This window comes from Atopomonas hussainii (assembly GCF_900109735.1).
Taxonomy (GTDB): Bacteria; Pseudomonadota; Gammaproteobacteria; order Pseudomonadales; family Pseudomonadaceae; genus Atopomonas; species Atopomonas hussainii.
Window position 1 is genome coordinate 43,086 of the sequence record NZ_FOAS01000014.1, and the last position, 20,724, is coordinate 63,809.

21 protein-coding genes and 1 tRNA gene are annotated in these 20,724 nt (G+C 58.9%); 14 read left to right on the forward strand and 8 right to left on the reverse strand.

Going from position 1 to position 20,724, the window contains the following annotated elements:
- Positions 1-41 precede the first annotated feature (41 nt).
- Positions 42-2,786: a DNA gyrase subunit A gene (gyrA, locus tag BMX80_RS14065; RefSeq protein ID WP_074869645.1), complete on the reverse strand. Its 2,745-nt coding sequence runs from the start codon at positions 2,784-2,786 to the stop codon at positions 42-44.
- Positions 2,787-2,991: 205 nt separating this feature from the next.
- Complete coding sequence (gene mtnA / locus BMX80_RS14070) at positions 2,992-4,065, reverse strand: S-methyl-5-thioribose-1-phosphate isomerase (protein WP_074869650.1); 1,074 nt, start codon at positions 4,063-4,065, stop codon at positions 2,992-2,994.
- A gap of 94 nt (positions 4,066-4,159) precedes the next feature.
- Between mtnA and BMX80_RS14075 the strand changes: the two genes are divergently transcribed.
- From BMX80_RS14075 to BMX80_RS14095, 5 genes are all read left to right on the forward strand, one after another.
- Positions 4,160-5,485: a TRZ/ATZ family hydrolase gene (locus tag BMX80_RS14075; RefSeq protein ID WP_074869652.1), complete on the forward strand. Its 1,326-nt coding sequence runs from the start codon at positions 4,160-4,162 to the stop codon at positions 5,483-5,485.
- A 9-nt stretch (positions 5,486-5,494) separates the two neighbouring features.
- A complete protein-coding gene (gene ubiG / locus BMX80_RS14080; protein ID WP_071872375.1) occupies positions 5,495-6,193 on the forward strand; it encodes a bifunctional 2-polyprenyl-6-hydroxyphenol methylase/3-demethylubiquinol 3-O-methyltransferase UbiG in 699 nt (232 codons plus the stop codon).
- The gene (mupP, locus tag BMX80_RS14085; protein WP_074869655.1) at positions 6,193-6,864 is read left to right on the forward strand and encodes an N-acetylmuramic acid 6-phosphate phosphatase MupP; all 672 of its coding nucleotides are present in this window, start codon (positions 6,193-6,195) and stop codon (positions 6,862-6,864) included. The genes ubiG and mupP overlap by 1 nt, the downstream gene beginning before the upstream one ends.
- A gap of 47 nt (positions 6,865-6,911) precedes the next feature.
- Positions 6,912-7,652: a YciK family oxidoreductase gene (locus BMX80_RS14090; protein WP_071872377.1), complete on the forward strand. Its 741-nt coding sequence runs from the start codon at positions 6,912-6,914 to the stop codon at positions 7,650-7,652.
- Between the two features lie 202 nt (positions 7,653-7,854).
- A complete protein-coding gene (locus BMX80_RS14095; RefSeq protein ID WP_071872378.1) occupies positions 7,855-8,781 on the forward strand; it encodes a GGDEF domain-containing protein in 927 nt (308 codons plus the stop codon).
- On the opposite strand, the gene BMX80_RS14100 is transcribed toward BMX80_RS14095, so the two are convergent.
- From BMX80_RS14100 to BMX80_RS14110, 3 genes are all read right to left on the reverse strand, one after another.
- A complete protein-coding gene (locus tag BMX80_RS14100) occupies positions 8,765-9,715 on the reverse strand; it encodes a 1-phosphofructokinase family hexose kinase (RefSeq protein WP_074869657.1) in 951 nt (316 codons plus the stop codon). The two genes, BMX80_RS14095 and BMX80_RS14100, sit on opposite strands and share 17 nt — an antisense overlap.
- Positions 9,716-9,808: 93 nt before the next feature.
- Positions 9,809-10,627 (reverse strand): nitrate- and nitrite sensing domain-containing protein, encoded by an 819-nt coding sequence (locus tag BMX80_RS14105; RefSeq protein ID WP_074869660.1) that lies wholly within the window; start codon positions 10,625-10,627, stop codon positions 9,809-9,811.
- A 10-nt stretch (positions 10,628-10,637) separates the two neighbouring features.
- Positions 10,638-11,681 carry a methyl-accepting chemotaxis protein gene (locus BMX80_RS14110; protein ID WP_074869664.1) on the reverse strand — a complete coding sequence of 348 codons (1,044 nt, stop codon included), beginning with the start codon at positions 11,679-11,681 and terminating at the stop codon, positions 10,638-10,640.
- A gap of 252 nt (positions 11,682-11,933) precedes the next feature.
- Between BMX80_RS14110 and BMX80_RS14115 the strand changes: the two genes are divergently transcribed.
- Together BMX80_RS14115 and BMX80_RS14120 are read left to right on the forward strand one after the other, a co-directional pair.
- Positions 11,934-13,013 (forward strand): GGDEF domain-containing protein, encoded by a 1,080-nt coding sequence (locus BMX80_RS14115; protein WP_074869667.1) that lies wholly within the window; start codon positions 11,934-11,936, stop codon positions 13,011-13,013.
- A 1-nt stretch (position 13,014) separates the two neighbouring features.
- Positions 13,015-13,194 carry a hypothetical protein gene (locus BMX80_RS14120; RefSeq protein ID WP_074869670.1) on the forward strand — a complete coding sequence of 60 codons (180 nt, stop codon included), beginning with the start codon at positions 13,015-13,017 and terminating at the stop codon, positions 13,192-13,194.
- Between the two features lie 58 nt (positions 13,195-13,252).
- On the opposite strand, the gene BMX80_RS14125 is transcribed toward BMX80_RS14120, so the two are convergent.
- Positions 13,253-13,342, reverse strand: a tRNA-Ser gene (locus tag BMX80_RS14125).
- Positions 13,343-13,521: 179 nt separating this feature from the next.
- On the opposite strand from BMX80_RS14125, the gene BMX80_RS14130 reads away from it, so the two are divergent.
- From BMX80_RS14130 to BMX80_RS14155, 6 genes are read left to right on the forward strand one after another with little or no spacing between them, the layout of a single operon-like run.
- Positions 13,522-14,187, forward strand: a complete 666-nt coding sequence (locus BMX80_RS14130) for a Bax inhibitor-1/YccA family protein (protein WP_071872384.1) — start codon at positions 13,522-13,524, stop codon at positions 14,185-14,187.
- Positions 14,188-14,235: 48 nt separating this feature from the next.
- Positions 14,236-14,628, forward strand: a complete 393-nt coding sequence (gene tusD / locus BMX80_RS14135; RefSeq protein WP_074869673.1) for a sulfurtransferase complex subunit TusD — start codon at positions 14,236-14,238, stop codon at positions 14,626-14,628.
- A complete protein-coding gene (gene tusC, locus BMX80_RS14140; RefSeq protein WP_074869676.1) occupies positions 14,628-14,984 on the forward strand; it encodes a sulfurtransferase complex subunit TusC in 357 nt (118 codons plus the stop codon). Before tusD ends, tusC begins: the two co-directional genes overlap by 1 nt.
- The gene (gene tusB / locus BMX80_RS14145) at positions 14,984-15,289 is read left to right on the forward strand and encodes a sulfurtransferase complex subunit TusB (protein ID WP_074869679.1); all 306 of its coding nucleotides are present in this window, start codon (positions 14,984-14,986) and stop codon (positions 15,287-15,289) included. The genes tusC and tusB overlap by 1 nt, the downstream gene beginning before the upstream one ends.
- Positions 15,286-15,624 carry a TusE/DsrC/DsvC family sulfur relay protein gene (locus BMX80_RS14150; protein WP_074869682.1) on the forward strand — a complete coding sequence of 113 codons (339 nt, stop codon included), beginning with the start codon at positions 15,286-15,288 and terminating at the stop codon, positions 15,622-15,624. The genes tusB and BMX80_RS14150 overlap by 4 nt, the downstream gene beginning before the upstream one ends.
- On the forward strand, positions 15,621-16,592 hold the full coding sequence (locus BMX80_RS14155) for a glycosyl transferase family protein (protein WP_074869683.1): 972 nt from the start codon (positions 15,621-15,623) through the stop codon (positions 16,590-16,592). Before BMX80_RS14150 ends, BMX80_RS14155 begins: the two co-directional genes overlap by 4 nt.
- Here the strand turns inward: BMX80_RS14155 and BMX80_RS14160 are convergent.
- The gene (locus tag BMX80_RS14160) at positions 16,589-17,407 is read right to left on the reverse strand and encodes a substrate-binding periplasmic protein (RefSeq protein ID WP_074869686.1); all 819 of its coding nucleotides are present in this window, start codon (positions 17,405-17,407) and stop codon (positions 16,589-16,591) included. The two genes, BMX80_RS14155 and BMX80_RS14160, sit on opposite strands and share 4 nt — an antisense overlap.
- A 141-nt stretch (positions 17,408-17,548) precedes the next feature.
- On the opposite strand from BMX80_RS14160, the gene BMX80_RS14165 reads away from it, so the two are divergent.
- On the forward strand, positions 17,549-18,484 hold the full coding sequence (locus tag BMX80_RS14165; RefSeq protein WP_074869688.1) for an alpha/beta fold hydrolase: 936 nt from the start codon (positions 17,549-17,551) through the stop codon (positions 18,482-18,484).
- Between the two features lie 63 nt (positions 18,485-18,547).
- On the opposite strand, the gene BMX80_RS14170 is transcribed toward BMX80_RS14165, so the two are convergent.
- Positions 18,548-20,584, reverse strand: a complete 2,037-nt coding sequence (locus tag BMX80_RS14170) for an NADPH-dependent 2,4-dienoyl-CoA reductase (RefSeq protein WP_074869691.1) — start codon at positions 20,582-20,584, stop codon at positions 18,548-18,550.
- Positions 20,585-20,724: the final 140 nt, after the last annotated feature.

Sequence of the window (20,724 nt, forward strand, 5' to 3'; positions counted from 1 at the left end):
GCGCCTTAGGTAAGGCGCTGGTGGCTTTCCATTGGTTTTACTTACTCTTCGACAGAGTCCGCGCTGGCGGCTTCTGTTACCTGGGCAACGGCGTCCTCACCGTCTTCGAGCAGTTCGTCATCCTCGACAGAGGGCTCTTGAACTCGCTCCAAGCCAACCAACGACTCATCGCTGGCCAGTTTGATCAGGGTCACCCCTTGGGTATTACGCCCCAAGCTCGACACCTCATCCACACGGGTACGCACCAGGGTGCCTTGGTCAGAGATCAGCATGATCTCTTCGCCACATTGCACCTGAATGGCACCGACCAGCTGACCATTACGCTCGTTGCTGACCATGGCAATCACGCCCTGACCGCCACGACCGCGACGCGGGAACTCGGCCAGCTCAGTACGCTTACCGTAGCCACGCACCGAAGCGGTGAGGATTTCCGCGCCAGCCTCGGGGATCAGCATAGAAATCAGCCGCTGCTCATCGGCCAAGCGCATACCGCGCACACCGCGAGCGGTACGACCCATGGTACGCACGTGGCTTTCTTTAAAGCGGATTACTTTGCCGCCGTCGGAGAACAGCATGACCTCTTTGCTGCCATCGGTGATGGCGGCGGCGATCAGGGTGTCGCCCTCCTCCAGCTTCAGGGCAATCAGGCCCGAGCTGCGTGGCTTGCTGAACTGCACCAACGGGGTTTTCTTCACGGTACCGAAAGCGGTGGCCATGAAGATGTATTCGCCAGTGGGCTCATCCAAGGTGTCGTCGCTGTCATCGGCGTTGTCGTCGGCGTCATCCGCTTCGACCAGTTCGCCCTCGATCACGTTGCTGTCGTTATCGTCCAGCTCTTCTTCGTTAGCGGCTTTGGCTTGCAGCGCTTCGAGATCGATCTCAAGCATCGCGGTGATGCGCTCGCCTTCATCCAGCGGCAGCAAGTTAACCAGCGGGCGGCCACGCGCGGTACGCGAAGCCTCAGGAATTTCAAAGGTGCGCAGCCAGTACACCTTGCCCTTGCTGGAGAACAGCAGCAGCGTGGCGTGGCTGTTAGCGACTAGCAGGTGCTCGATGTAGTCTTCATCCTTCACGCCGGTGGCCGACTTACCTCGACCGCCGCGACGCTGCGCTTGATAGACCGACAGCGGCTGGGTCTTGGCATAGCCGCCGTGGGAGATGGTCACCACGCGCTCTTCCTGCGGAATCAGGTCGGCCATGGACAAGTCCATCTGCGAAGCGACGATTTCGCTGCGACGATCGTCGCCGAACTCGGCTTTTACTTGCTCCAGCTCTTCGGTGATCACTTCCATCAGGCGCTCAGCGCTGTTGAGGATGCGCAGCAACTCGCCGATCTGGACCAGAATCTCTTGATACTCGGCGAGCAGTTTTTCGTGCTCAAGGCCGGTCAAACGGTGCAGACGCAGCTCCAGAATGGCTTGCGCTTGCTCGGGCGACAGGTAGTACTTGCCGTCGCGCATGCCGTAATGCTCGGGCAGATCTTCCGGGCGGCAGCTTTCCGCGCCAGCACGCTCGACCATGTGCACCACGGCACCGGCTTCCCAACCGGTGGCGATCAAGGCTTCTTTGGCCTCGGCCGGGGTTGGCGACTTCTTGATCAGCTCAATCACCGGGTCGATATTCGACAGGGCAACCGCTTGGCCTTCCAGAATATGGCCACGCTCACGGGCTTTACGTAGCTCGTACACAGTACGGCGGGTGACCACTTCGCGGCGGTGGCGGATAAACGCCTCAAGCATTTCCTTGAGGTTTAAGGTGCGCGGCTGACCATCGACCAGCGCCACCATGTTGATACCGAACACACTCTGCAGCTGGGTTTGTGCGTAGAGGTTGTTCAGCACTACCTCGGCCACTTCGCCGCGGCGCAGCTCGATCACCACGCGCAAGCCGTCTTTGTCCGACTCGTCGCGCAGCTCGCTGATGCCTTCGATTTTCTTTTCTTTAACCAGCTCAGCGATCTTTTCGATCAGGCGCGCTTTGTTCAGCTGGTACGGCAGCTCGGTAATCACGATCTGCTGGCGGCCGCTCTTGTCGATATCTTCGAAATCGGCGCGAGCACGCATGTACACACGGCCACGGCCGGTGCGGTACGCCTCGATAATGCCAGCACGGCCATTGATGATTGCGGCTGTGGGGAAATCCGGGCCGGGGATGAACTGCATCAGATCATCGACACCCAGCTCTGGGTTTTGGATCAGCGCCAAGCAGCCGTCGATCACTTCGCGCAGGTTATGCGGCGGAATATTGGTCGCCATACCCACGGCAATACCGCTGGAGCCATTGACCAACAGGTTCGGCACCTTAGTAGGCATAACCGCCGGAATTTGCTCGGTGCCGTCGTAGTTAGGCACCCAGTCGACGGTTTCTTTATCGAGGTCAGCGAGAATTTCGTGAGCCAGCTTGGCCATGCGCACTTCGGTGTAACGCATCGCCGCGGCAGAGTCGCCGTCGATGGAACCGAAGTTACCTTGACCATCGACCAAGGTGTAACGCAGCGAGAAAGGCTGCGCCATACGCACGATGGTGTCGTACACCGCCGAGTCGCCGTGCGGGTGGTATTTACCGATGACGTCACCGACCACACGCGCCGACTTCTTGTAGGGCTTGTTCCAGTCGTTTTTCAGCTCGCTCATCGCGTAGAGCACGCGACGGTGCACGGGCTTTAAGCCATCGCGCACATCCGGGAGTGCACGCCCCACGATCACGCTCATGGCGTAATCGAGGTAGGACTGCTTCAGCTCATCTTCGATATTGACTGGGAGGATTTCTTTGGCCAGTTCGCCCATATGCTGCCTGGTTCCTTGTTATCTAGCTGTCCTGCCCGCCGCGCTTTGCGCGCCTTGGGCCAAGGCCTGCCAAGTAGGTCGGCAGGCGAAAAAATGCGCTTGATGCTACCACATCACGCGCGGTGCGCTCACGCGAATATCACCCATTTAAATCAGCAGCTTAAAGATGGCCGGCGAAAAACCACGCTGGCCATCTTGAGACGGGTTAATGCAGACGCTTACGACACATCAGTGCCTGCATTTTTTCTTCATCGGGACGCTCGACAATGCCCTTTTCGGTGACGATCACGTCGATCAAATCCGCCGGGGTGATATCGAACGAGGGATTGAACACCGGCATATCCACGGTGATGCGTTGCCCCGCCACCGACAGCAACTCGTCGGGATTGCGCTCTTCGATCTCAATGTCGTCGCCACATTCGCAATCCATGTCGATGCTGGAGCTAGGCGCCACCACCATCAGCTTGGCGCCGTGGTGCATGGCCGTGACCGCCAGCTGATAGGTGCCAATCTTGTTCGCCACGTCGCCGTTTTCGGCAATTCGGTCGGCGCCGACAATCACCCAGCGCACTTCGTGCTCACGCATCACATGCGCGGCGGCGGAATCCACATTCAGGCGCATCGGCACGCCCTCTTGCAGCAACTCCCACGCAGTCAAACGCGAGCCCTGTAGCCATGGACGGGTTTCATTGACGAACACGCGCTCCACCAGCCCAGCCAAATGCGCCGCACGCACCACACCCAGCGCGGTACCAAAGCCACCGGTCGCCAAAGCGCCGGCATTGCAGTGGGTATAAATGTGTTGCGGATGCGGATTGTCGCGCTCGATCACTTCGGCGCCCAACTGGGCCATCACCAAGTTAGCTTCGCGGTCGCTGGTGTAAATCTCCAGCGCCTCTTGCTCCAACGCTTGCAGGGCTGTGTCGTCGCTTTGCGCCGCCAAACATTCCGCCATTCGGCGCAGCGCCCAAAATAAGTTGACCGCTGTGGGCCTAGCTTCAGCGAGCTGCTGGCAATCGGCGGCTAACGCACCACGCCAATCACCGCCGGCGGCGTAACGCGCACGTGCCGCCAACACCACAGCAAAGGCCGCGGCAATGCCGATTGCCGGTGCGCCGCGCACCAGCATGTCGCGAATCGCCGTCGCCACATCGCTGCTGCGTTCAAACCGCTGCCAATGCTCTTTAAGCGGCAGCTGACGTTGATCAAGCAGGTACAAGCTGCCATCGTGCCAACGAATCGGTACCACCTTCTCGGCCGCTAGCAAACGCTCGCGCATGACAGTCTCCACCCTCAAAAAGCGCGGCATTATAGCCGCCCCGTGGCTTCTTGGCTCGGGTATACTGGCGCGACTTAAAATCGCCGGACACCCCATGCCAGACCACGCCGCCCCGCTCGATTTACTCGTCCTGCCCAGCTACCTCGTACCGGTTGAGCCTGCTGGTGTGGTACTGCGTGATCACGCACTGGGCGTTCGCGACGGCGTCATCACTATTATCTGCCCCGCAGAGCAAGCACGCACGCTTAACGCCAAACAAACCCTTGAGTTACCCGGCATGCTGCTGGCCCCCGGCCTGATCAATGCGCATGGCCATGCGGCGATGAGTTTGTTTCGCGGTTTAGCCGATGACCTGCCGCTGATGACCTGGCTGCAAGAGCACATCTGGCCCGCCGAAGGCCAATGGGTGAATGAAGACTTCGTGCGCTGCGGCACCGAACTCGCGGTTGCCGAGCAGGTGCTCGGCGGCATCACCAGCAGCGCCGATATGTACTTTTACCCCGGCATTGCCGCCGAGGTGTATCACGCTGCCGGCGTACGTGCGCAGATCAGCGTGCCAGTGATCGACTTCCCCGTGCCCGGCGCCAGCGATACCGCCAGCGCACTGCGCCAAGGCTTGCGCTTGCACGACGAGCTGAAGAACCACCCGCGCCTTAGCGTTGCGCTGGGCCCGCACGCGCCCTACACGGTTAACGATGACAACCTTAAGCAAGTGCGCCTGCTGGCTGAAGAATGTGACCTAAACATTCACATGCACATTCATGAAACCGCCCACGAGGTGCAAGAAGCGCTCGCCAATACCGGCCAACGCCCTTTGGCGCGCTTGGCTGAGTTAGGCCTGCTCGGCCCGCGCCTGCAAGCGGTGCACATGACGCAGATCAGCGACGACGATCTGGCCCTTTTGGTAGAAAGCAACACCAGCGTGATCCACTGCCCAGAGTCGAACATGAAACTCGCCAGCGGCTTTTGCCCCGTCGAACGTCTCTGGCAAGCCGGGGTGAATGTGGCGATTGGCACCGACGGCGCGGCGAGCAATAACGATTTGGATTTGCTCGGCGAAACCCGCACCGCCGCACTGTTAGCCAAAGCTGTCAGCGGTGATGCCACTGCTTTAGATGCACACCGCGCCTTGCGCATGGCCACCTTAAATGGCGCCCGCGCCTTAGGCCTAGACGCACAGATCGGCTCGCTGGAAGTCGGCAAACAGGCTGACATGGTCGCTTTTGATTTATCCGGGCTTACCCAGCAACCGCTGTACGACCCGGTATCACAACTGATTTACGCCAGCTCACGTGACTGCGTGCAGCATGTTTGGGTAGCCGGCAAGCCTTTGCTGAGCAACCGCCAACTGCAACGCCACGATAGCAGCGCCCTGCGCGCTGCTGCTCAACAGTGGGCTGAGCGCATTCGTCCTCGTTAAGGAATGCTTATGAGCAACGTTGACCGTAGTGAAGTCGCCAAATTCGAAGCCCTCGCCAGCCGCTGGTGGGACCGCAACAGCGAATTTAAACCGCTGCACGACATCAACCCGCTGCGCGTGCAGTGGATTGATCAGCGCGCCGGGCTTGCCGGCAAGACTGTGCTCGACGTCGGTTGTGGCGGCGGCATTTTGAGCGAAGCCATGGCGCTGCGTGGCGCCGATGTCACCGGCATCGACATGGGCGAAGCACCGCTGGCAGTGGCGCAGCTGCATCAGCTGGAGTCCGGCGCCAAGGTCAATTACCGCCGCTGCACCGCTGAAGAATTGGCTGCCGAAATGCCCGGCCAGTTCGATGTAGTCACCTGCCTAGAGATGCTCGAACACGTGCCGGACCCGGCCTCAGTCATTCGCGCCTGCTACACGCTGGTTAAGCCCGGTGGCGAAGTGTTCTTCTCCACCATCAACCGCAACCCCAAGGCCTATCTGTTCGCCATCATCGGTGCGGAATATGTGCTGCGCATGCTGCCGCGTGGCACCCACGACTTTAAAAAGTTTATTCGCCCCTCCGAGCTGGGCGCTTGGTGCCGCGCCGCCGACCTCGACGTGAAAGAAATCATCGGCCTGACCTACAACCCGCTGACCCGCACCTACAAGCTAGAAGCCGATGTGGACGTGAACTACATGATCCACACCCATAAGGACGCCTGATGCGCTTAAAAGCCGTACTGTTCGACCTCGATGGCACCTTGCTGGACACCGCGCCCGACTTTATCGCCGTGACCCAAGCCATGCGCGCCGCACGCGGCTTGCCGCCGGCTGATGAAGACGCCGTGCGTGCGGTGGTCAGTGATGGCGCCCGCGCCATGGTGGCCACCGCCTTTGCCATCGACCCCGACAGCGACGCGTTTGAGCCGCTTAGACAAGATTTTCTTGAGCGTTATTTGGATCACTGCGCTGTGTATTCGCGCCCCTATGCCGGCATCGAAGAACTGCTCGCCAGCCTTGAGCAAGCCCGCCTGCACTGGGGCGTGGTCACCAATAAGCCGGTGCGTTTTGCCGAGCCACTGATGCGTGCGCTTAACCTGCATGAACGCAGTGCGGTGCTGATTTGCCCAGACCACGTAGCCCGCAGCAAGCCTGACCCAGAGCCACTGCATTTAGCCTGCACGCAACTGAATATCGAGCCCAGCGAAGTGCTGTATGTGGGCGACCACGTGCGCGATATCGAAGCAGGCCGCGCCGCTGGTATGCGCACCTGCGCGGTGCGCTACGGCTACATTCACCCCGAGGACAACCCCGGCAACTGGGGCGCCGACGTGGTGATCGACCAGCCGCTAGACCTGCGCCGCGTGCTCGAACAAGCCCTGTGCGGCTGCTAATAACTGACTGATTTATTTGGCGCAGCGCGCCACCCAAGGAGCCCTTCATGTTCGACTACAGTGCCCCCGCCGAGCTGCTTAAAGGTCGCACGATTTTGGTCACTGGTGCCGGCAAAGGCATCGGTGCCGCTGCTGCGCGAAGCTTTGCCGCACACGGCGCCACGGTAATTTTGCTGGGCCGCAATATCGAAGCGCTGGAGCATATCTACGACCAGATTGAAGCCGCTGGCCACCCACAACCAGCCATCTACCCGCTGAACTTAGAAACCGCACAAGCCCACGAATACGACGAGCTAGCCGCCACCTTAGAGCGCGAATTCGGCCATATCGACGGCGTGCTGCATAACGCCGCGCAACTCGGCCCGATGGCGCCGATTGATCAGTACGCTGCCGACCACTGGCAGCGTGTGATGCAGGTGAACGTCAACGCTGCGTTCAACCTGACCCGCACCCTGCTACCGCTGCTGCGTTTATCCAGCGACGCCTCGGTGGTGTTCACCTCCAGCAGCGTGGGCCGCAAGGGCCGTGCTTTCTGGGGCGCCTATGCGGTATCGAAGTTTGCCACCGAAGGCTTAATGCAAGTGCTAGCCGACGAGTTGGACGGCACCGGCAACGTGCGCGCTAACTGCATCAACCCCGGCGCTACCCGCACCAGCATGCGCGCTGCGGCTTACCCCGGGGAAAACCCCGACAAGAACCCTGCCCCCGAAGACATCATGCCGGTGTATCTGTACCTCATGGGTGCCGATAGCCAAGGCATCAACGGGCAAAGTTTCGACGCTCAATAACCGTCAATAAAACGGCAACGTCTGCGGCAAGCACCTTGCCGCAGACGGCAAAAGCCTGCCAATTAGCTGGCACTACGCCACTGAGCGGCAGCACAAAAAACGCCAAAACCCGCTCCACAGCTAGCCTGCTTCGCTTCTGGCACAGTTTGCGCTTTAACCCTGTCAACCATGCCCATTAGTGTTTACTCCAGTAGAGGTTTCCATGGCAGGCTCGGTTCAAAGCAACACCATCGACTTCGACACCGCCCGGTTGCAAATCGCTCAGCCGCGTCGTCGTCGCGTGCAAAGCCAAACCCCGCGCAGCTTGGAGAGTATCCGCCAGCAGTTGGTGAGCATGCTGCAGACCAGCTTGGAGATGGAGCGCCTGCTGGCAATTTTCTTTCAGGAACTGCAACACGCCTGCCCGATTGACGCCCTGAGCTATCAAAACGCCCCGGTTGAGTTGCGTATCGAGCTGGGTCAGCGTGGCAGTCACTCGGCCAGCTATCGCCTCACCCACGAAAGCCAATACTTGGGCGAGCTGGTTCTGCGTCGCCAACAGCGTTTTGAAGAAGCTGAATTGGCGCGTATCGAAACCCTGATCGGCGCCCTGTTGTTCCCCATGCGCAATGCGCTGATGTACCGCGATGCCCTGCGCAGCGCGCTGCGTGACGGCCTGACCGGCACCGGCAACCGCGTCGCCATGGATAAAACCTTGGAGCGCGAAGTGGCCATGGCCAAGCGTCATCAGCAGCCGCTGTCGGCCTTGCTGATCGACATCGACCACTTCAAAAACCTCAATGATCAGTGGGGCCATCAATCCGGTGACGAAGCCCTGCGCTCGGTTGCTAATGCGATCAAAAGCTCGCTGCGCAACATCGACATGGTGTTTCGCTACGGCGGCGAAGAGTTTCTCGTGCTGCTGACCAACACCAGCCGCCAAGATGCGCTGATGATTGCCGAGCGCATTCGGCAAAACATCGACAGCCTGCAGTTCCGCGTCAACAGCCAGAACATTCCGCTGTCAGTCAGCCTTGGCTGTGCCAGTTTGCACAGCGACGAAAACGGCAGCGACTTGATCCAGCGCGCCGACCAAGCGCTCTATCAAGCCAAACGTAATGGCCGCAATCAGGTCAGCTTGGCTGTTTAAGCTCGCGGAATAACTGCTCGACCGTCGCCGCCTCACACAGCCGATCACTCGGCGTTAAGGTGGCGGCTGTTCCAGCAGCCATGCCATACAGCACGGCCGCACGCACACTAACGGCATCATTCGGCGGCTTGGTTAATGCCGCGGCGATAAAGCCGGCCACTAGACTATCCCCCGCTCCCACACTGCTGATGCTCGCCACCGTTGGCGCCTGCTGGCTATCCACGCCCCAAGGGCTTGCCCACGCCGCGCCGCTCGCGCCACAAGACACCAACACCAGCTGCGCCAAGCCACGCGCCACCAGTTGTTGCGCGGCCAGCCCCGCTTGCTCAATAGGTACGCTGGGTACGCCGAGCAAATCCGCCAGCTCATGCACATTGGGTTTGATCAAATACGCCGATTCTTCAGCAAGCACGGCGGCCAAGACGTTACCCGGCAAATCCAGCACGCAGCGCGCGCCAGCGTGCTTGGCCAGACGCATGGCACGCACCACGACTGCGGCATCACATCCTGCCGGCAAGCTGCCGCTGATCACCAGATACCGATAGCCAGACAAGTCCGCGAGCGCTTGCAAAACAGTATCGATTTCGCTGTGCGCCAAAGTCGCCCCCGGCATGATCAAGCGATATTCTCGGCCTGTGCTGCGTTCGTGCACGTTCAAACATTCGCGCAGCGGCGCCGCCACGGCCACGGCATGCGCGCTTACGCCAGCTTCTTCTAGCGCCTGCTGCAATAACGCGGCTGCCGGGCCGCCAGCGGGATACACCGCCTGCGCTGGGCAGCCCAAGCTCACCAATGCACGCGCTACGTTGAGCCCGCCACCTCCGGCACTTAACGTCGGCGCGCTGAGGCGTAATTTACTCTCGGGCCTGAGCGCTTCTAGGCTGCTGGCTTTATCAAGCGAGGGGTTTAGCGTCAGGGTTACGACGGCAGGCATGGCACTCTCCTAGGCATAGGGTAAGCCTAGGGTTTGTTGTGCTTTTGATACAAGCTGCACCGAAACAGCTCACTGCCCCCTCTTGCCGAGCCGTTAGCGTTGCAACGCCAGCATGGCGTCGTCGTATTGCGCGTGCAAAGCATCCAGCGAATGACTGGCTAGCTGGAAGAATTCCGTTGCGCCCAAGTCGACTTGGCCGCGTAACAGCACCCTGTCCAAGCACCCCAGCAAGGCCTGTAAGGCATTCTTCTGCTCACGACTGGGCGGCAGCTGCTGCCAGATCGCCTGACTGGCGTGCTCGACTTGTTCGCGCAGGTAGTTCAGGCGAATGCGTGTCACGCTGTCGCAATAGCCATCGGCACAGGCACCACTGCCGAGCGCACGTACTTGCCCCACGCATTCAGCCACTGCGAGTAATTCACGCCACAGAATGCGCACGTGCAAGCCATTGGCTAAGCGCAGGCGCGATAAGCGAAACTGCAAAGCCAAGTCTTCAATCAGGTACAGCACGTTCTGAATCAGATTATTGTGCTGCGCCAAGCAGTCTTCGGCATGCAGCTGCAAGCTGCTACTGCCCAAGCGCTGCCAGTGATCGGTGATGCCGAGCCAACGCTCATTGCTGGCCAGCCAAGGCAGCTCGGCGCTCAAAACAGTTAAGCGCTGATCAAGCTGACGCTGCAGCTGCTCACGCTCTTGCGCCATGGACTTGCTGCCGTGATGCCAGGCGTAACTCACCCCGCGATGACGCTGCATTTGCGCCAAAATCTCGCGCAGGCGGCCCAACCACATCAGACCTTGCTGCTGCGTGCGGCGTAAGCGTCGCGCGGTTTGCAGGTGAACCAGCCAGCTGACCAATGCCAACGACAACACCACACCGACAAAGGCTGCACCAGCCCATAACCATGCGTGCATTGTTCGCTCCTTAAACGTTGCCCTGACAAACCGTTAACACGTATTCGGCCACTTGTGCCCCTTGTTGTGCATGTTCGCGATTACGCTGTGCCAGCAAGCCAAGCTGCTGCAAACTGCTGTTAATGGTGGTGACGGCTTGGGTTTGTTCCATTCGCGCGTGTTCCAATTCGTGCATTTGATCATTCAGCACTTGGCTGCACTGATCGATATTTAACGTCGCCGCTTGCGCTTGCTCGGCGCATTGCTGAGTTTGTTCCGCGGCATCATCGACCCCTTGTACGCAGCCTTGCAGCGCATCAATTTGCGCCTGCATGGCTTCGATACTTTGCGCAATTTCACCGGCCGAGGCTTGGCTGCGTTGCGACAATGCCCTTACCTCGTCGGCGACAACCGCAAAACCACGGCCATATTTGCCGGCGCGCGCTGCCTCAATAGCCGCATTCAGGGCTAACAGGTTGGTTTGCTGAGCGATCATCGCAATGATCTTGCTGACATCGGCAATCTGCGCGCTGTGAGCTTGCAACATCTGTAATTGCTCACGGGTTTGGCAAACCTGCTGTGCCACGCTCTGCATTTGGCTGTGCATGCGCTGCACTAACTCTGTGGCCTGCGCGGATTGCTCACGCATCTTGCGCCCAGTGTGCTGGCAATGCCGACCAAGATCGGCGCCGGCCTGCAACGTGGCGTCAAATTGCTCTACCGCTGCGGCAATCGAGCTGGTCGCCAGACTTTGCTCAGAGATATCGCAGGCTAGCTGTTCACTGGTCGTGTTGAGTTCGCTGGCCGCATGCTCGACTTGCGCCAGCACTTGGCGCTGCCGCTCGCCCAAGCGCCGCTCTTCGAGGGGCAACCAAGCCTGCCCCGGCGGTAATTGGCGAACCCGCTGCAGCAATAACGCCAAGGCAAAATAAGCCAACAGCAGCGCCGTCAAAATCACCAAGGCCGGCTGTTGGCGCAACTGCCATAACAAGCTCACCGAGATAGACAGCAGCAAAGCAACCGTCGCCAGCGGCCCAAGTCGACGTAACAGCACTCCTGCGGGTTGCAGCAACATGACGTGCCTCCCTGGCATTGCGCCAAACCAATAAAGACTCCTCCGCTGAGCAAGAGGCGTTCCAGCTTTACGCAGCGCCATAATTTGGGCGTCAAATGTGCTTTAACCTTCGCCATCCTGCTCCGCATGGCCACTAAAACGCCACACGGCACACCCCTGAACGCACCAAAACAGCGCATTCGATCGACAAAGCATTCTTGACCCTACCGTAACGCGGTGCGTTACCCTGCAAGTCACCGCGCAGGAGCCGCCATGAGCAAACCGCACGCCTTCGACACCACCGTAGGGCTTTTCGAAACCGGGCAACGCAGCATGATGCTGTACCTACTGCTCTGGACTGCCGCCGTGCTGCTGCTATTCGCCGGTCTGCAATGGCAGGACGGCAACTGGCTGTTTGCCGGGCTAGAAGTAGCCTGCAGCCTGTTGCTGGCGTTCTCTGCCCTGCGGGTGCGCCGTATGTCGCGCATTACATGGCTGATCTATGCCTACTTGCTGCCCACCAGCGCTTTTTTGCTCTACATCATCGTCATGCCCGACGCCTCTAAAACGGCCTTTGTCTGGCTCTACAGCATTCCGCCGCTGGCTTACTTGTTATTAGGCAAAATGCGCGGCTTGCTGATCAGCGTGCCGTTCTTAATGCTCGGCTTTGCCGCTTACCTCAGCCAGTTTGGTTGGCCAAGTAATGCCCACCAAATGATTGACCTCGGCAATGCCGTGCTCTGCGCTTTGGCGATCTTGGTGTTTGTGCATTTATACGAGAGCCGCCGCCAAGAAGCCTATGCCGCGCTGGCCTTGCAAGCGCGGGTTGACTCGCTCACCGGCTTAGCCAATCGCGCTCATTTTCAGCAAACCCTGCAACACGGCCTCGCCGCTGCCGAACGCTCAGGGTTGCCGCAGGTGTTGGTCATCATGGATATCGACCACTTCAAACGCATCAACGACCAATACGGCCACCAAGCCGGTGATCAAGCGTTGCAGCAGGTTAGTAAGTGCCTGCGTGAGCGGGTGCGCTTGAGCGACAGCGTTGGCCGAATCGGCGGCGAAGAATTCGCCATTCTGCTACACAACACCGAGCTACACGCCGCAGAACCTATGATTCAGGCGTTACGCGAACAAATCGCCAACACGCCCCTGCAACTGGGCGAGGACACCTTAACCCTGTCGGCCACCTTCGGCTTGGCGCAGTGGCCAGCCGATGGTCGCAGCATGAATGAGCTGTTTCGCAAGGCGGACATGCGCCTGTATCGCGGCAAACAAGGAGGCCGCAATCGTTTGGTTTGCGACGATCACAGCAGCCTGTCGGCAAATCACACCAGCACTTCGCAAGACTAAGATGAGCGCTACACCCATAACCCCAGCACAAGCCCAACAACAGGCCCGCGAACTCCTCGCCAAGCGCGCTGAACTAGGCCCCGCTTGGCTCGATTGGGTCGCAGCGCAGCTGTTTGCCTGCCCATCACAGCAACATGCCCGTGCCATTCGCCGTGCCCTGCAGGCGCTGATGCAGGGCTAAAAGCTTTTTTGCGGCACAAAAAAAGAAGCCCTGATTGCTCAGGGCTTCTTTTTGATTTTGGCGGAGGCGGTGAGATTCGAACTCACGGAAGAGTTTCCCCTTCGACGGTTTTCAAGACCGTTGCTTTCAACCGCTCAGCCACACCTCCAAAATGTCCGCGCAATATACCTAAACTTTTTCATCTGTCAAAGCATCACCTTAAAAAATCAAAGAGTTACAGGATATTTTTGCTGGGTTTTGAGGTCTTGGCGAAATCAGTCGCTCTGGTATGATCAATCCCACACGTCCGTGTCGCGCATGGAGCGCGTTTTCCCTAAGGAGATAGCGATGCAACAGCAGCAATATCAAACACTGGAGCAGGCACAAGGCAGCAGCGACGTCAGTGCCGTGCTGCGCAACACCTATGGCCTGCTAGCGATGACACTGGCTTTCAGTGCTCTGATGGCTTATGTCTCGCAGCAAATGCGCCTGCCACACCCAGGCATCATCATCACCTTGGTGGCCTTCTACGGCCTGTTCTTTGCCACTTACAAACTGCGTAATTCAGGCTGGGGCTTAGTCACCACGTTCGCCCTGACCGGCTTTATGGGTTACACCTTAGGCCCGATTCTTAACCACTACCTCGGCATGGCCAATGGCGGTAGCATCATCAGCTCGGCCATGGGTATGACTGCGCTGGTGTTCTTCGGTTTGTCGGCCTATGTACTAACTACCCGTAAAGACATGAGCTTCTTAGGTGGCTTTATTGTCGCCGGCTTCTTTGTCTTGATCGGTGCCATGCTGCTGGGTTTCTTTTTCCAGATCCCGGGCTTGCAGCTGGCGATCAGCGCCGGTTTTGTGCTGTTTGCTTCGGCGTGCATCCTGTTTGAAACCAGCAACATCATCCACGGCGGCGAGCGTAACTACATCATGGCCACCATTGGCCTGTATGTATCGATCTACAACTTGTTCGTCAGCCTGCTACAGCTGATTGGCGCCTTCAGTGACGACTGATCAAGCCCGCACCACGGAGAGGCTCGCCTAGCGCGGGCCTTTTTTTCTATGCAATTTGCCATCGCCGTTTTCAGCGCCCCTGAACAAGCCTCTAACCGCCGCGCACTGCGCTTTGCCGAAGCCGTCTTGGCCGAAGGTCATGCGATTAGCCGCTTGTTCTTCTATCAAGCCGGTGTACACAGTGCGTCAAGCCAGCAAGTCACCGCGCAAGATGAGCTGGATTTGCCCCGCGCCTGGCACGAGTTTGTTACCCAGCACCAGCTCGATGCGGTGGTGTGCATTGCCGCTGCCCTGCGCCGTGGCCAGCTGAACCAAGCAGAAGCTGAACGCTATAACCGCGACGGCTACAGTGTGCAGACACCGTGGGAGTTGTCCGGCTTAGGCCAGCTGCACGACGCCGCGCAAAGCGCCGATCGACTGATCTGCTTTGGGGGGCCGTGATGAGCAAATCTCTGTTATTGGTCAGCCGTCATGCGCCCTGCTCCGGCAGCACGCCGCGCGAACTGTTAGACATCGCCCTCGCTGGCGGCGCGTTTGATTTACCGATCAGCCTGCTGTTTTTGGATGACGGCGTGTTTCAGTTATTTACCCCGAACTTCGCCGCCCTTGAGCAGAAAAACTTAAGCGCCAACCTGCAAGCCTTGCCGATGTTTGGCGTCGAGCAGCTTTACGTGGCCGAGCGCTGCCTGCGTGATCGCGGTTTAGACAGCACCAAAGCTCAACCTGCCGTGCAGTGTTTAGATGACGCCGCGATCAGTGCCTTGTATGCAAGCCACGACTTAGTGATAACGCTGTGATGAAAACCCTGCACTTACTCAGCCACTCGCCCTTTACCGACCAGCGCCTGACCAGCTGCCTGCATGTGATCGGCGCGAACGACGGTTTGTTACTCACCGGCGATGCCGTACTGGCGCTACAGCCCGGCAGTCTACAGCGCAAAGCGTTAGAGCTAATGCCCGCCGGGGTGCAGCTCTTTGCGCTAGAAGAAGACCTGATAGCCCGCCACTTGCAAGACTGTCTGCCCGAGCGCGTGAACAGCGTTGATTACCCTCGCTTCGTGGCATTAAGCCTGCAAGCGGACAAGGTCAACAGCTGGCTATGAGCATCTTGCTGCTAGCCGATGGCAGTCAGCTAGCGCTGGATAAAGACGGCTTTCTGGCTGACTTTAACCAGTGGAGCGAGCCCGCCGCGCAAGCCTTGGCTGCACTAGAAAACCTCACGCTGAGCGACGCGCACTGGCAGGTCATTCACTTGCAGCGTCAGTTTTATGCTGAATTTCAGCTGGCTCCGGCCATGCGTCCTTTGGTCAAATACATTGCGCAACACGCCGGCAGCGAGCTGGGCAATAGCCTGCGCTTGAATCAGCTGTTTCCCGGCAGCCCCGCCAAACTGTCTGCCCGCCTCGCGGGTTTGCCCAAACCGAATAATTGCTTATGACCCTGACCACGCCCGCAGAACACCCCTTCGCCACCTATGTCCGTATTCTCGGCAAGGGCCAGCGCGGCTCGCGCGGGCTCACCCGCGAAGAGGCTGAGCACGCCATGGGCATGGTGATGCGCGGCGAAGTGACCGATGAGCAACTCGGCGCCTTTCTCATGCTGCTGCGCTTTAAAGAAGAGTCGCCCGAAGAGCTGGCCGGTTTTTGCAGTGCCGTACGCGCCGAAATCAACGCCCCAGAGATTGCCGTCGACCTTGACTGGCCCAGCTATGCCGGCAAAAAACGTCAGCTGAATTGGTATCTGCTGGCGGCCAAGTGTTTGGCCAAGCAAGGCCATCGCGTGTTTTTGCATGGAGGCGGCGCGCACACCGCTGGGCGCTTGTATAGCGAAGCACTGCTCGCTGATCTCGACATTCCCCTCTGTCACGACTGGCAGAGCGTGGCGCAAGCGTTGGACCAGCACAACATTGCCTTCATGCCGCTGGCTGCTTGGTCGCCGCGTCTGCAACACATGATCGACCTGCGCAATATCTTAGGTCTGCGCTCGCCGATTCACTCCCTAGTGCGTTTGATCAACCCGCTGCAGGCCCGTTGCGGCCTGCAAAGTATTTTCCATCCCGGCTACCAAGCCGTACACCAAGAAGCTAGCCGCTTACTGGGCGACCATGCTTTGGTGATCAAAGGCGACGGTGGCGAAGTGGAAATGCGCCCCGACGTCGACAGCGACGTGCTCGGCACCCAAGCCGGAACCTCGTGGACGGAGCGCTGGTCGGCACTGAGCAACCAACGCCTGATGAAGCCCGAGCAGCTTGACCCAGCCCAGTTGCGTAGCGTGTGGACGAAAACCACCAGCGATGCGTACGGAGAACTGGCCGCACAGGCAACCATGGCCCTGGCCTTACGCGGCTTAGGCCTCGAACAAGACGAAGCCCAGCAGCGCGCGCAGCAGTATTGGCAAGCGCGTTAAGGGCTCTCTTTAGGCGCTATGTGGTTGCGTTGCTGCTCGCGCCAACGAGCAGCATTGATCGCCAGCAACTCTTCAGGCACGCCACTGCCGGCCAAACGCAACATCACTTGGGCTAACTGCCCGCGCAGTGTGGGTGTATTACAGGGTGAGGTGTGCGACAAGGTTAGATACAAGCCTTCCGCGCTAATGGCCGGGTCCTGAGCTTCTATCTGCCCGGTGAACCCTTGCTTATCCACATGCGCCTGCGCCGGATAACGCTCGTACAGCACGTAGTCGATACGCCCACGCAGCAACATGCCCAAGGCTTGATCTAAAGCCGGCACCTCTTCAACGGTCAGAAAGTCTTCGGCAAAGCGGTCAAAGGCTTGACCAAAGCTGTTATTCACCACTGTCGCGCCTTTGCGATTACGCAGACTTTCCCAACCCAGATACGGCCAGTCGGCCTCTTTGCGCTGCCACACGACGCTGGTGGCACTGAGAAATGCCGGATACACGTAATCCATCCAGCCCAAACGCTCTGCCGTTAAAAAAGCGCCAGCGAGCATGTCGTAGCGACCGCTTTTAACCTCTTGCTGGGCACGCGACCAAGGCCCCGTGTACAGCACTTGCACCTTAATGCCGAGCTCTAAGCCAATACGCTTGGCTAAATCGGCATTGGCACCTATCAGTTGCTGCGGCTGCTGCGGGTCGCGCCACAAATACGGCGGGTATTCGGGATTGCCCGTAAGTAACAACTGCTCACAACGATGCTCTGCAGCCTGCAACGACCAGCTGACACACAACGCACCTAGCAAAACCAGGCCTGACTTAAGCACGGCGTACTTCCTCTTAAGCTAGAACGGCAAACGCCTTATGGTAGTGTAGCCAAGCTACCCGCCCAAGCCGGCGGAATGACGCGCACTCTGTCCGCACGCCGCGCCGGCTCCTCGTGCAGCCAACCCATATAAGGAAATCCCATGCTTAAAAAAGCCGCTCTCGCCCTAGGCCTGCTGCTCGGCGCCGCTGCTGCCACCGTGTATTTCTATCCCCAAGCTGTACTGCCCGTGGCCCGCCAGTACGAACTACTGCGTGCTGATCTCGAGCATGAAAGCGCACGCGTGGGGCAAATCAATTACCACTTTTATCGCGGTGGCCCAACCGATGCACCAACGCTGGTGCTACTGCACGGCTTTGGCGCCAACAAAGACAATTGGGTGCGCATGGCCCAGCACTTAACCCAAGATTACCAAGTGATCGCCATCGACCTGCCCGGCTTTGGTGACAGCGATAAACCCAACAACATCAGTTACGACGTGGGCAGCCAAGCCGAGCGCGTTGCTCAGCTGACGAAAGAACTCGGCATCACGCGCTTTCACATTGCCGGCAACTCGATGGGCGGGCATATCGCCGCGTTAGTCGCGGCGCGTCACCCCAGTCGCGTGCTCAGCCTTGGTCTGTTGGATAACGGCGGCATTACCGCGCCGAAAAAAAGCGAACTGTTTGAGCGCCTAGAGCGCGGCGAACCGAACCCGCTGGTGGTGTATAAGCCGGAAGACTTCGACAAGCTGCTGGAGTTTGTCTTCGTAAAGCAGCCGCCGATCCCCGCCCCGCTGAAAGCGCACTTCGCCGCCGAAGCCTTGGCCAACCAAGGCCAGAATGACCTAATTTTTAGCCATCTGCGTGATCGTTATATTCCCCTTGAGCCGGAGCTGGGCAAAATCAAAGTTCCGACTTTGTTGCTGTGGGGCGATCAAGACCGCGTATTGGATGTGAGCAGCATCGAAGTGATGCAACCGCTGCTGGCCAAGCCCAGCGTGGTGATCATGAAAGACTGCGGCCACGCGCCGATGCTCGAACGCCCGGAAGAAACCGCCGAGCATTACCGTGCGTTTTTAAACAAAGCACGCAGTTAATCAATACTGCGCCAACAAAAAAGGGCATGCCGTGGCATGCCCTTTTTATTGACCGCGAAACGCTTACAGCTCAGCAGCTAGTCGCGAACCTTGGTTGATGGCGCGCTTGGCATCCAGCTCGGCAGCCACATCGGCACCGCCGATCAGGTGTACTGACTGCTTAGCAGCGACCAAGGCGTCTTGCAGCTCGCGCATCGGCTCTTGGCCGGCACACAGAATCACCGTATCCACCGGCAATACCTGCGGCTCGCCACCGGCGATGGTCAGGTGCAGACCTGCGTCGTCGATCTTCAGGTAGTCACAGGCGCTGATCATCTGCACTTGCTTGTTCTTCAGGGTGGCGCGGTGAATCCAGCCAGTGGTTTTACCCAAGCCGTCACCGACCTTGCTCTTCTTACGCTGCAGCAAGAACACTTCACGGGCCACTTGCGGATGCTCGGCCTTAACCCCAGCCACACCGCCACGGGCGTTCAGCGCTTGGTCGATGCCCCACTCTTTCCAGAACTCTTCACGCGACAAACTGGTGGACTCGCCGACTTGAGTGATCAGTTCAGACACGTCGAAGCCGATACCGCCAGCACCGATCACCGCAACCTTCTGACCAACCGGCTTGCGACCTAAGATGGCATCCAGATAGCTGATCACTTTAGCGTGTTCAACACCCGGAATACCCGGAGTACGCGGACTAATACCCGTGGCCAGCAAAATCTCATCAAAGCCGCCAGCGATCAGGTCGTCAGCACTCACGCGGGTGTTCAGCTGCAGGTTCACGCCGGTGACTTCGATACGCTTTTTGAAGTAACGCAGGGTTTCGTAGAACTCTTCCTTACCCGGAATACGCTTAGCCACGTTGAACTGGCCGCCGATTTCGCTGCTGCTGTCGAACAGGGTCACTTCGTGGCCACGCTCAGCCGCTACCGTGGCTGCCGCCAAACCCGCAGGGCCAGCACCGACCACGGCGATCTTCTTCACGTTGGTGGTCGGAATGTAGTTCAGCTCAGTTTCGTGACACGCGCGCGGGTTGACCAAGCAGCTGGTCAGCTTGCCGCCAAAGGTGTGGTCCAAACAGGCTTGGTTACAGCCGATACAAGTGTTGATTTCATCGGCGCGGCCTTCGGCGGCCTTGTTGACGAAATCCGGGTCAGCCAAGAACGGACGCGCCATGGAGATCATGTCCGCATCGCCTTCGGCCAGCACTTGCTCAGCCACTTCCGGGGTGTTGATGCGGTTGGTGGTGACCAGCGGAATGCCGATTTCGCCACGCAGCTTAGCGGTCACTTTGGTGAACGCCGCACGCGGCACCATAGTAGCGATGGTCGGTACACGCGCTTCGTGCCAGCCGATACCGGTGTTGATGATGGTCGCGCCAGCGGCTTCGATGGCTTTGGCCAGCTGGACGATTTCTTCCCAGTCGCTGCCGCCTTCTACCAAGTCGAGCATCGACAGACGGTAGATGATGATGAAGTTAGCGCCGACCTTTTCACGCACACGACGGACGATTTCGATCGGCAGACGGATACGGTTTTCGTAGCTGCCGCCCCACTGATCAGTACGCTGGTTGGTGTGTTTCGCGATGAACTGGTTAATGAAGTAACCTTCCGAGCCCATGATCTCTACGCCGTCATAGCCGGCGTATTGCGCCAGCGAGGCGCAGTTTACGAAGTCGGCAATCTGCTTTTCGATGCCGTCTTCGTCCAACTCAGTGGGCTTGAACGGGTTGATCGGCGCTTGAATGGCCGACGGCGCTACCGATTTGGGGCTGTAGGCATAACGGCCAGCGTGCAGAATCTGCATACAGATTTTGCCGTCGGCTTCATGCACCGCTTGGGTGACGATCTTGTGCTTTTCAGCTTCTTCAACGGTGCTCAGCTTGGCTGCGCCAGAGTACACGCCGCCTTCTTCGTTGGGGCCAATGCCGCCGGTGACCATCAAGCCAACGCCGCCGCGCGCACGCTCAGCAAAGTAAGCGGCCATGCGCTCAAAGCCGCCCGGACGCTCTTCTAGGCCGGTGTGCATCGAGCCCATCAGGGTGCGGTTTTTCAGCGTGGTAAAGCCCAGATCAAGCGGGGCCAACAGATTCGGGTACAAAGCGGCGGTCATGGAACCTCCAAACAAGCTGATTTCACAGAGCTGCCAAGGCATTATGAAGGGCACCTTGGTCAGGGTTGCAAAGACGATAAGCCCACAGGCTTTGTGTCACAATAACCCTAATTAACAAGTTAATAACCCTAACTAACAGA

Excerpts from the sequence above, each read along its gene's own strand:
- BMX80_RS14110 (WP_074869664.1), bottom strand. The coding sequence starts at position 11,681 with ATGTTGCTGCAACCCGCAGGAGTGCTGTTACGTCGACTTGGGCCGCTG.
- BMX80_RS14120 (WP_074869670.1), top strand. The coding sequence starts at position 13,015 with ATGAGCGCTACACCCATAACCCCAGCACAAGCCCAACAACAGGCCCGC.
- BMX80_RS14150 (WP_074869682.1), top strand. The coding sequence starts at position 15,286 with ATGAGCATCTTGCTGCTAGCCGATGGCAGTCAGCTAGCGCTGGATAAA.
- BMX80_RS14115 (WP_074869667.1), top strand. The coding sequence starts at position 11,934 with ATGAGCAAACCGCACGCCTTCGACACCACCGTAGGGCTTTTCGAAACC.
- BMX80_RS14170 (WP_074869691.1), bottom strand. The coding sequence starts at position 20,584 with ATGACCGCCGCTTTGTACCCGAATCTGTTGGCCCCGCTTGATCTGGGC.
- BMX80_RS14090 (WP_071872377.1), top strand. The coding sequence starts at position 6,912 with ATGTTCGACTACAGTGCCCCCGCCGAGCTGCTTAAAGGTCGCACGATT.
- tusC (WP_074869676.1), top strand. The coding sequence starts at position 14,628 with ATGAGCAAATCTCTGTTATTGGTCAGCCGTCATGCGCCCTGCTCCGGC.
- BMX80_RS14165 (WP_074869688.1), top strand. The coding sequence starts at position 17,549 with ATGCTTAAAAAAGCCGCTCTCGCCCTAGGCCTGCTGCTCGGCGCCGCT.
- BMX80_RS14155 (WP_074869683.1), top strand. The coding sequence starts at position 15,621 with ATGACCCTGACCACGCCCGCAGAACACCCCTTCGCCACCTATGTCCGT.
- tusD (WP_074869673.1), top strand. The coding sequence starts at position 14,236 with ATGCAATTTGCCATCGCCGTTTTCAGCGCCCCTGAACAAGCCTCTAAC.
- tusB (WP_074869679.1), top strand. The coding sequence starts at position 14,984 with ATGAAAACCCTGCACTTACTCAGCCACTCGCCCTTTACCGACCAGCGC.
- mupP (WP_074869655.1), top strand. The coding sequence starts at position 6,193 with ATGCGCTTAAAAGCCGTACTGTTCGACCTCGATGGCACCTTGCTGGAC.
- BMX80_RS14130 (WP_071872384.1), top strand. The coding sequence starts at position 13,522 with ATGCAACAGCAGCAATATCAAACACTGGAGCAGGCACAAGGCAGCAGC.
- BMX80_RS14075 (WP_074869652.1), top strand. The coding sequence starts at position 4,160 with ATGCCAGACCACGCCGCCCCGCTCGATTTACTCGTCCTGCCCAGCTAC.
- BMX80_RS14105 (WP_074869660.1), bottom strand. The coding sequence starts at position 10,627 with ATGCACGCATGGTTATGGGCTGGTGCAGCCTTTGTCGGTGTGGTGTTG.
- BMX80_RS14100 (WP_074869657.1), bottom strand. The coding sequence starts at position 9,715 with ATGCCTGCCGTCGTAACCCTGACGCTAAACCCCTCGCTTGATAAAGCC.
- gyrA (WP_074869645.1), bottom strand. The coding sequence starts at position 2,786 with ATGGGCGAACTGGCCAAAGAAATCCTCCCAGTCAATATCGAAGATGAG.
- BMX80_RS14095 (WP_071872378.1), top strand. The coding sequence starts at position 7,855 with ATGGCAGGCTCGGTTCAAAGCAACACCATCGACTTCGACACCGCCCGG.
- ubiG (WP_071872375.1), top strand. The coding sequence starts at position 5,495 with ATGAGCAACGTTGACCGTAGTGAAGTCGCCAAATTCGAAGCCCTCGCC.
- mtnA (WP_074869650.1), bottom strand. The coding sequence starts at position 4,065 with ATGCGCGAGCGTTTGCTAGCGGCCGAGAAGGTGGTACCGATTCGTTGG.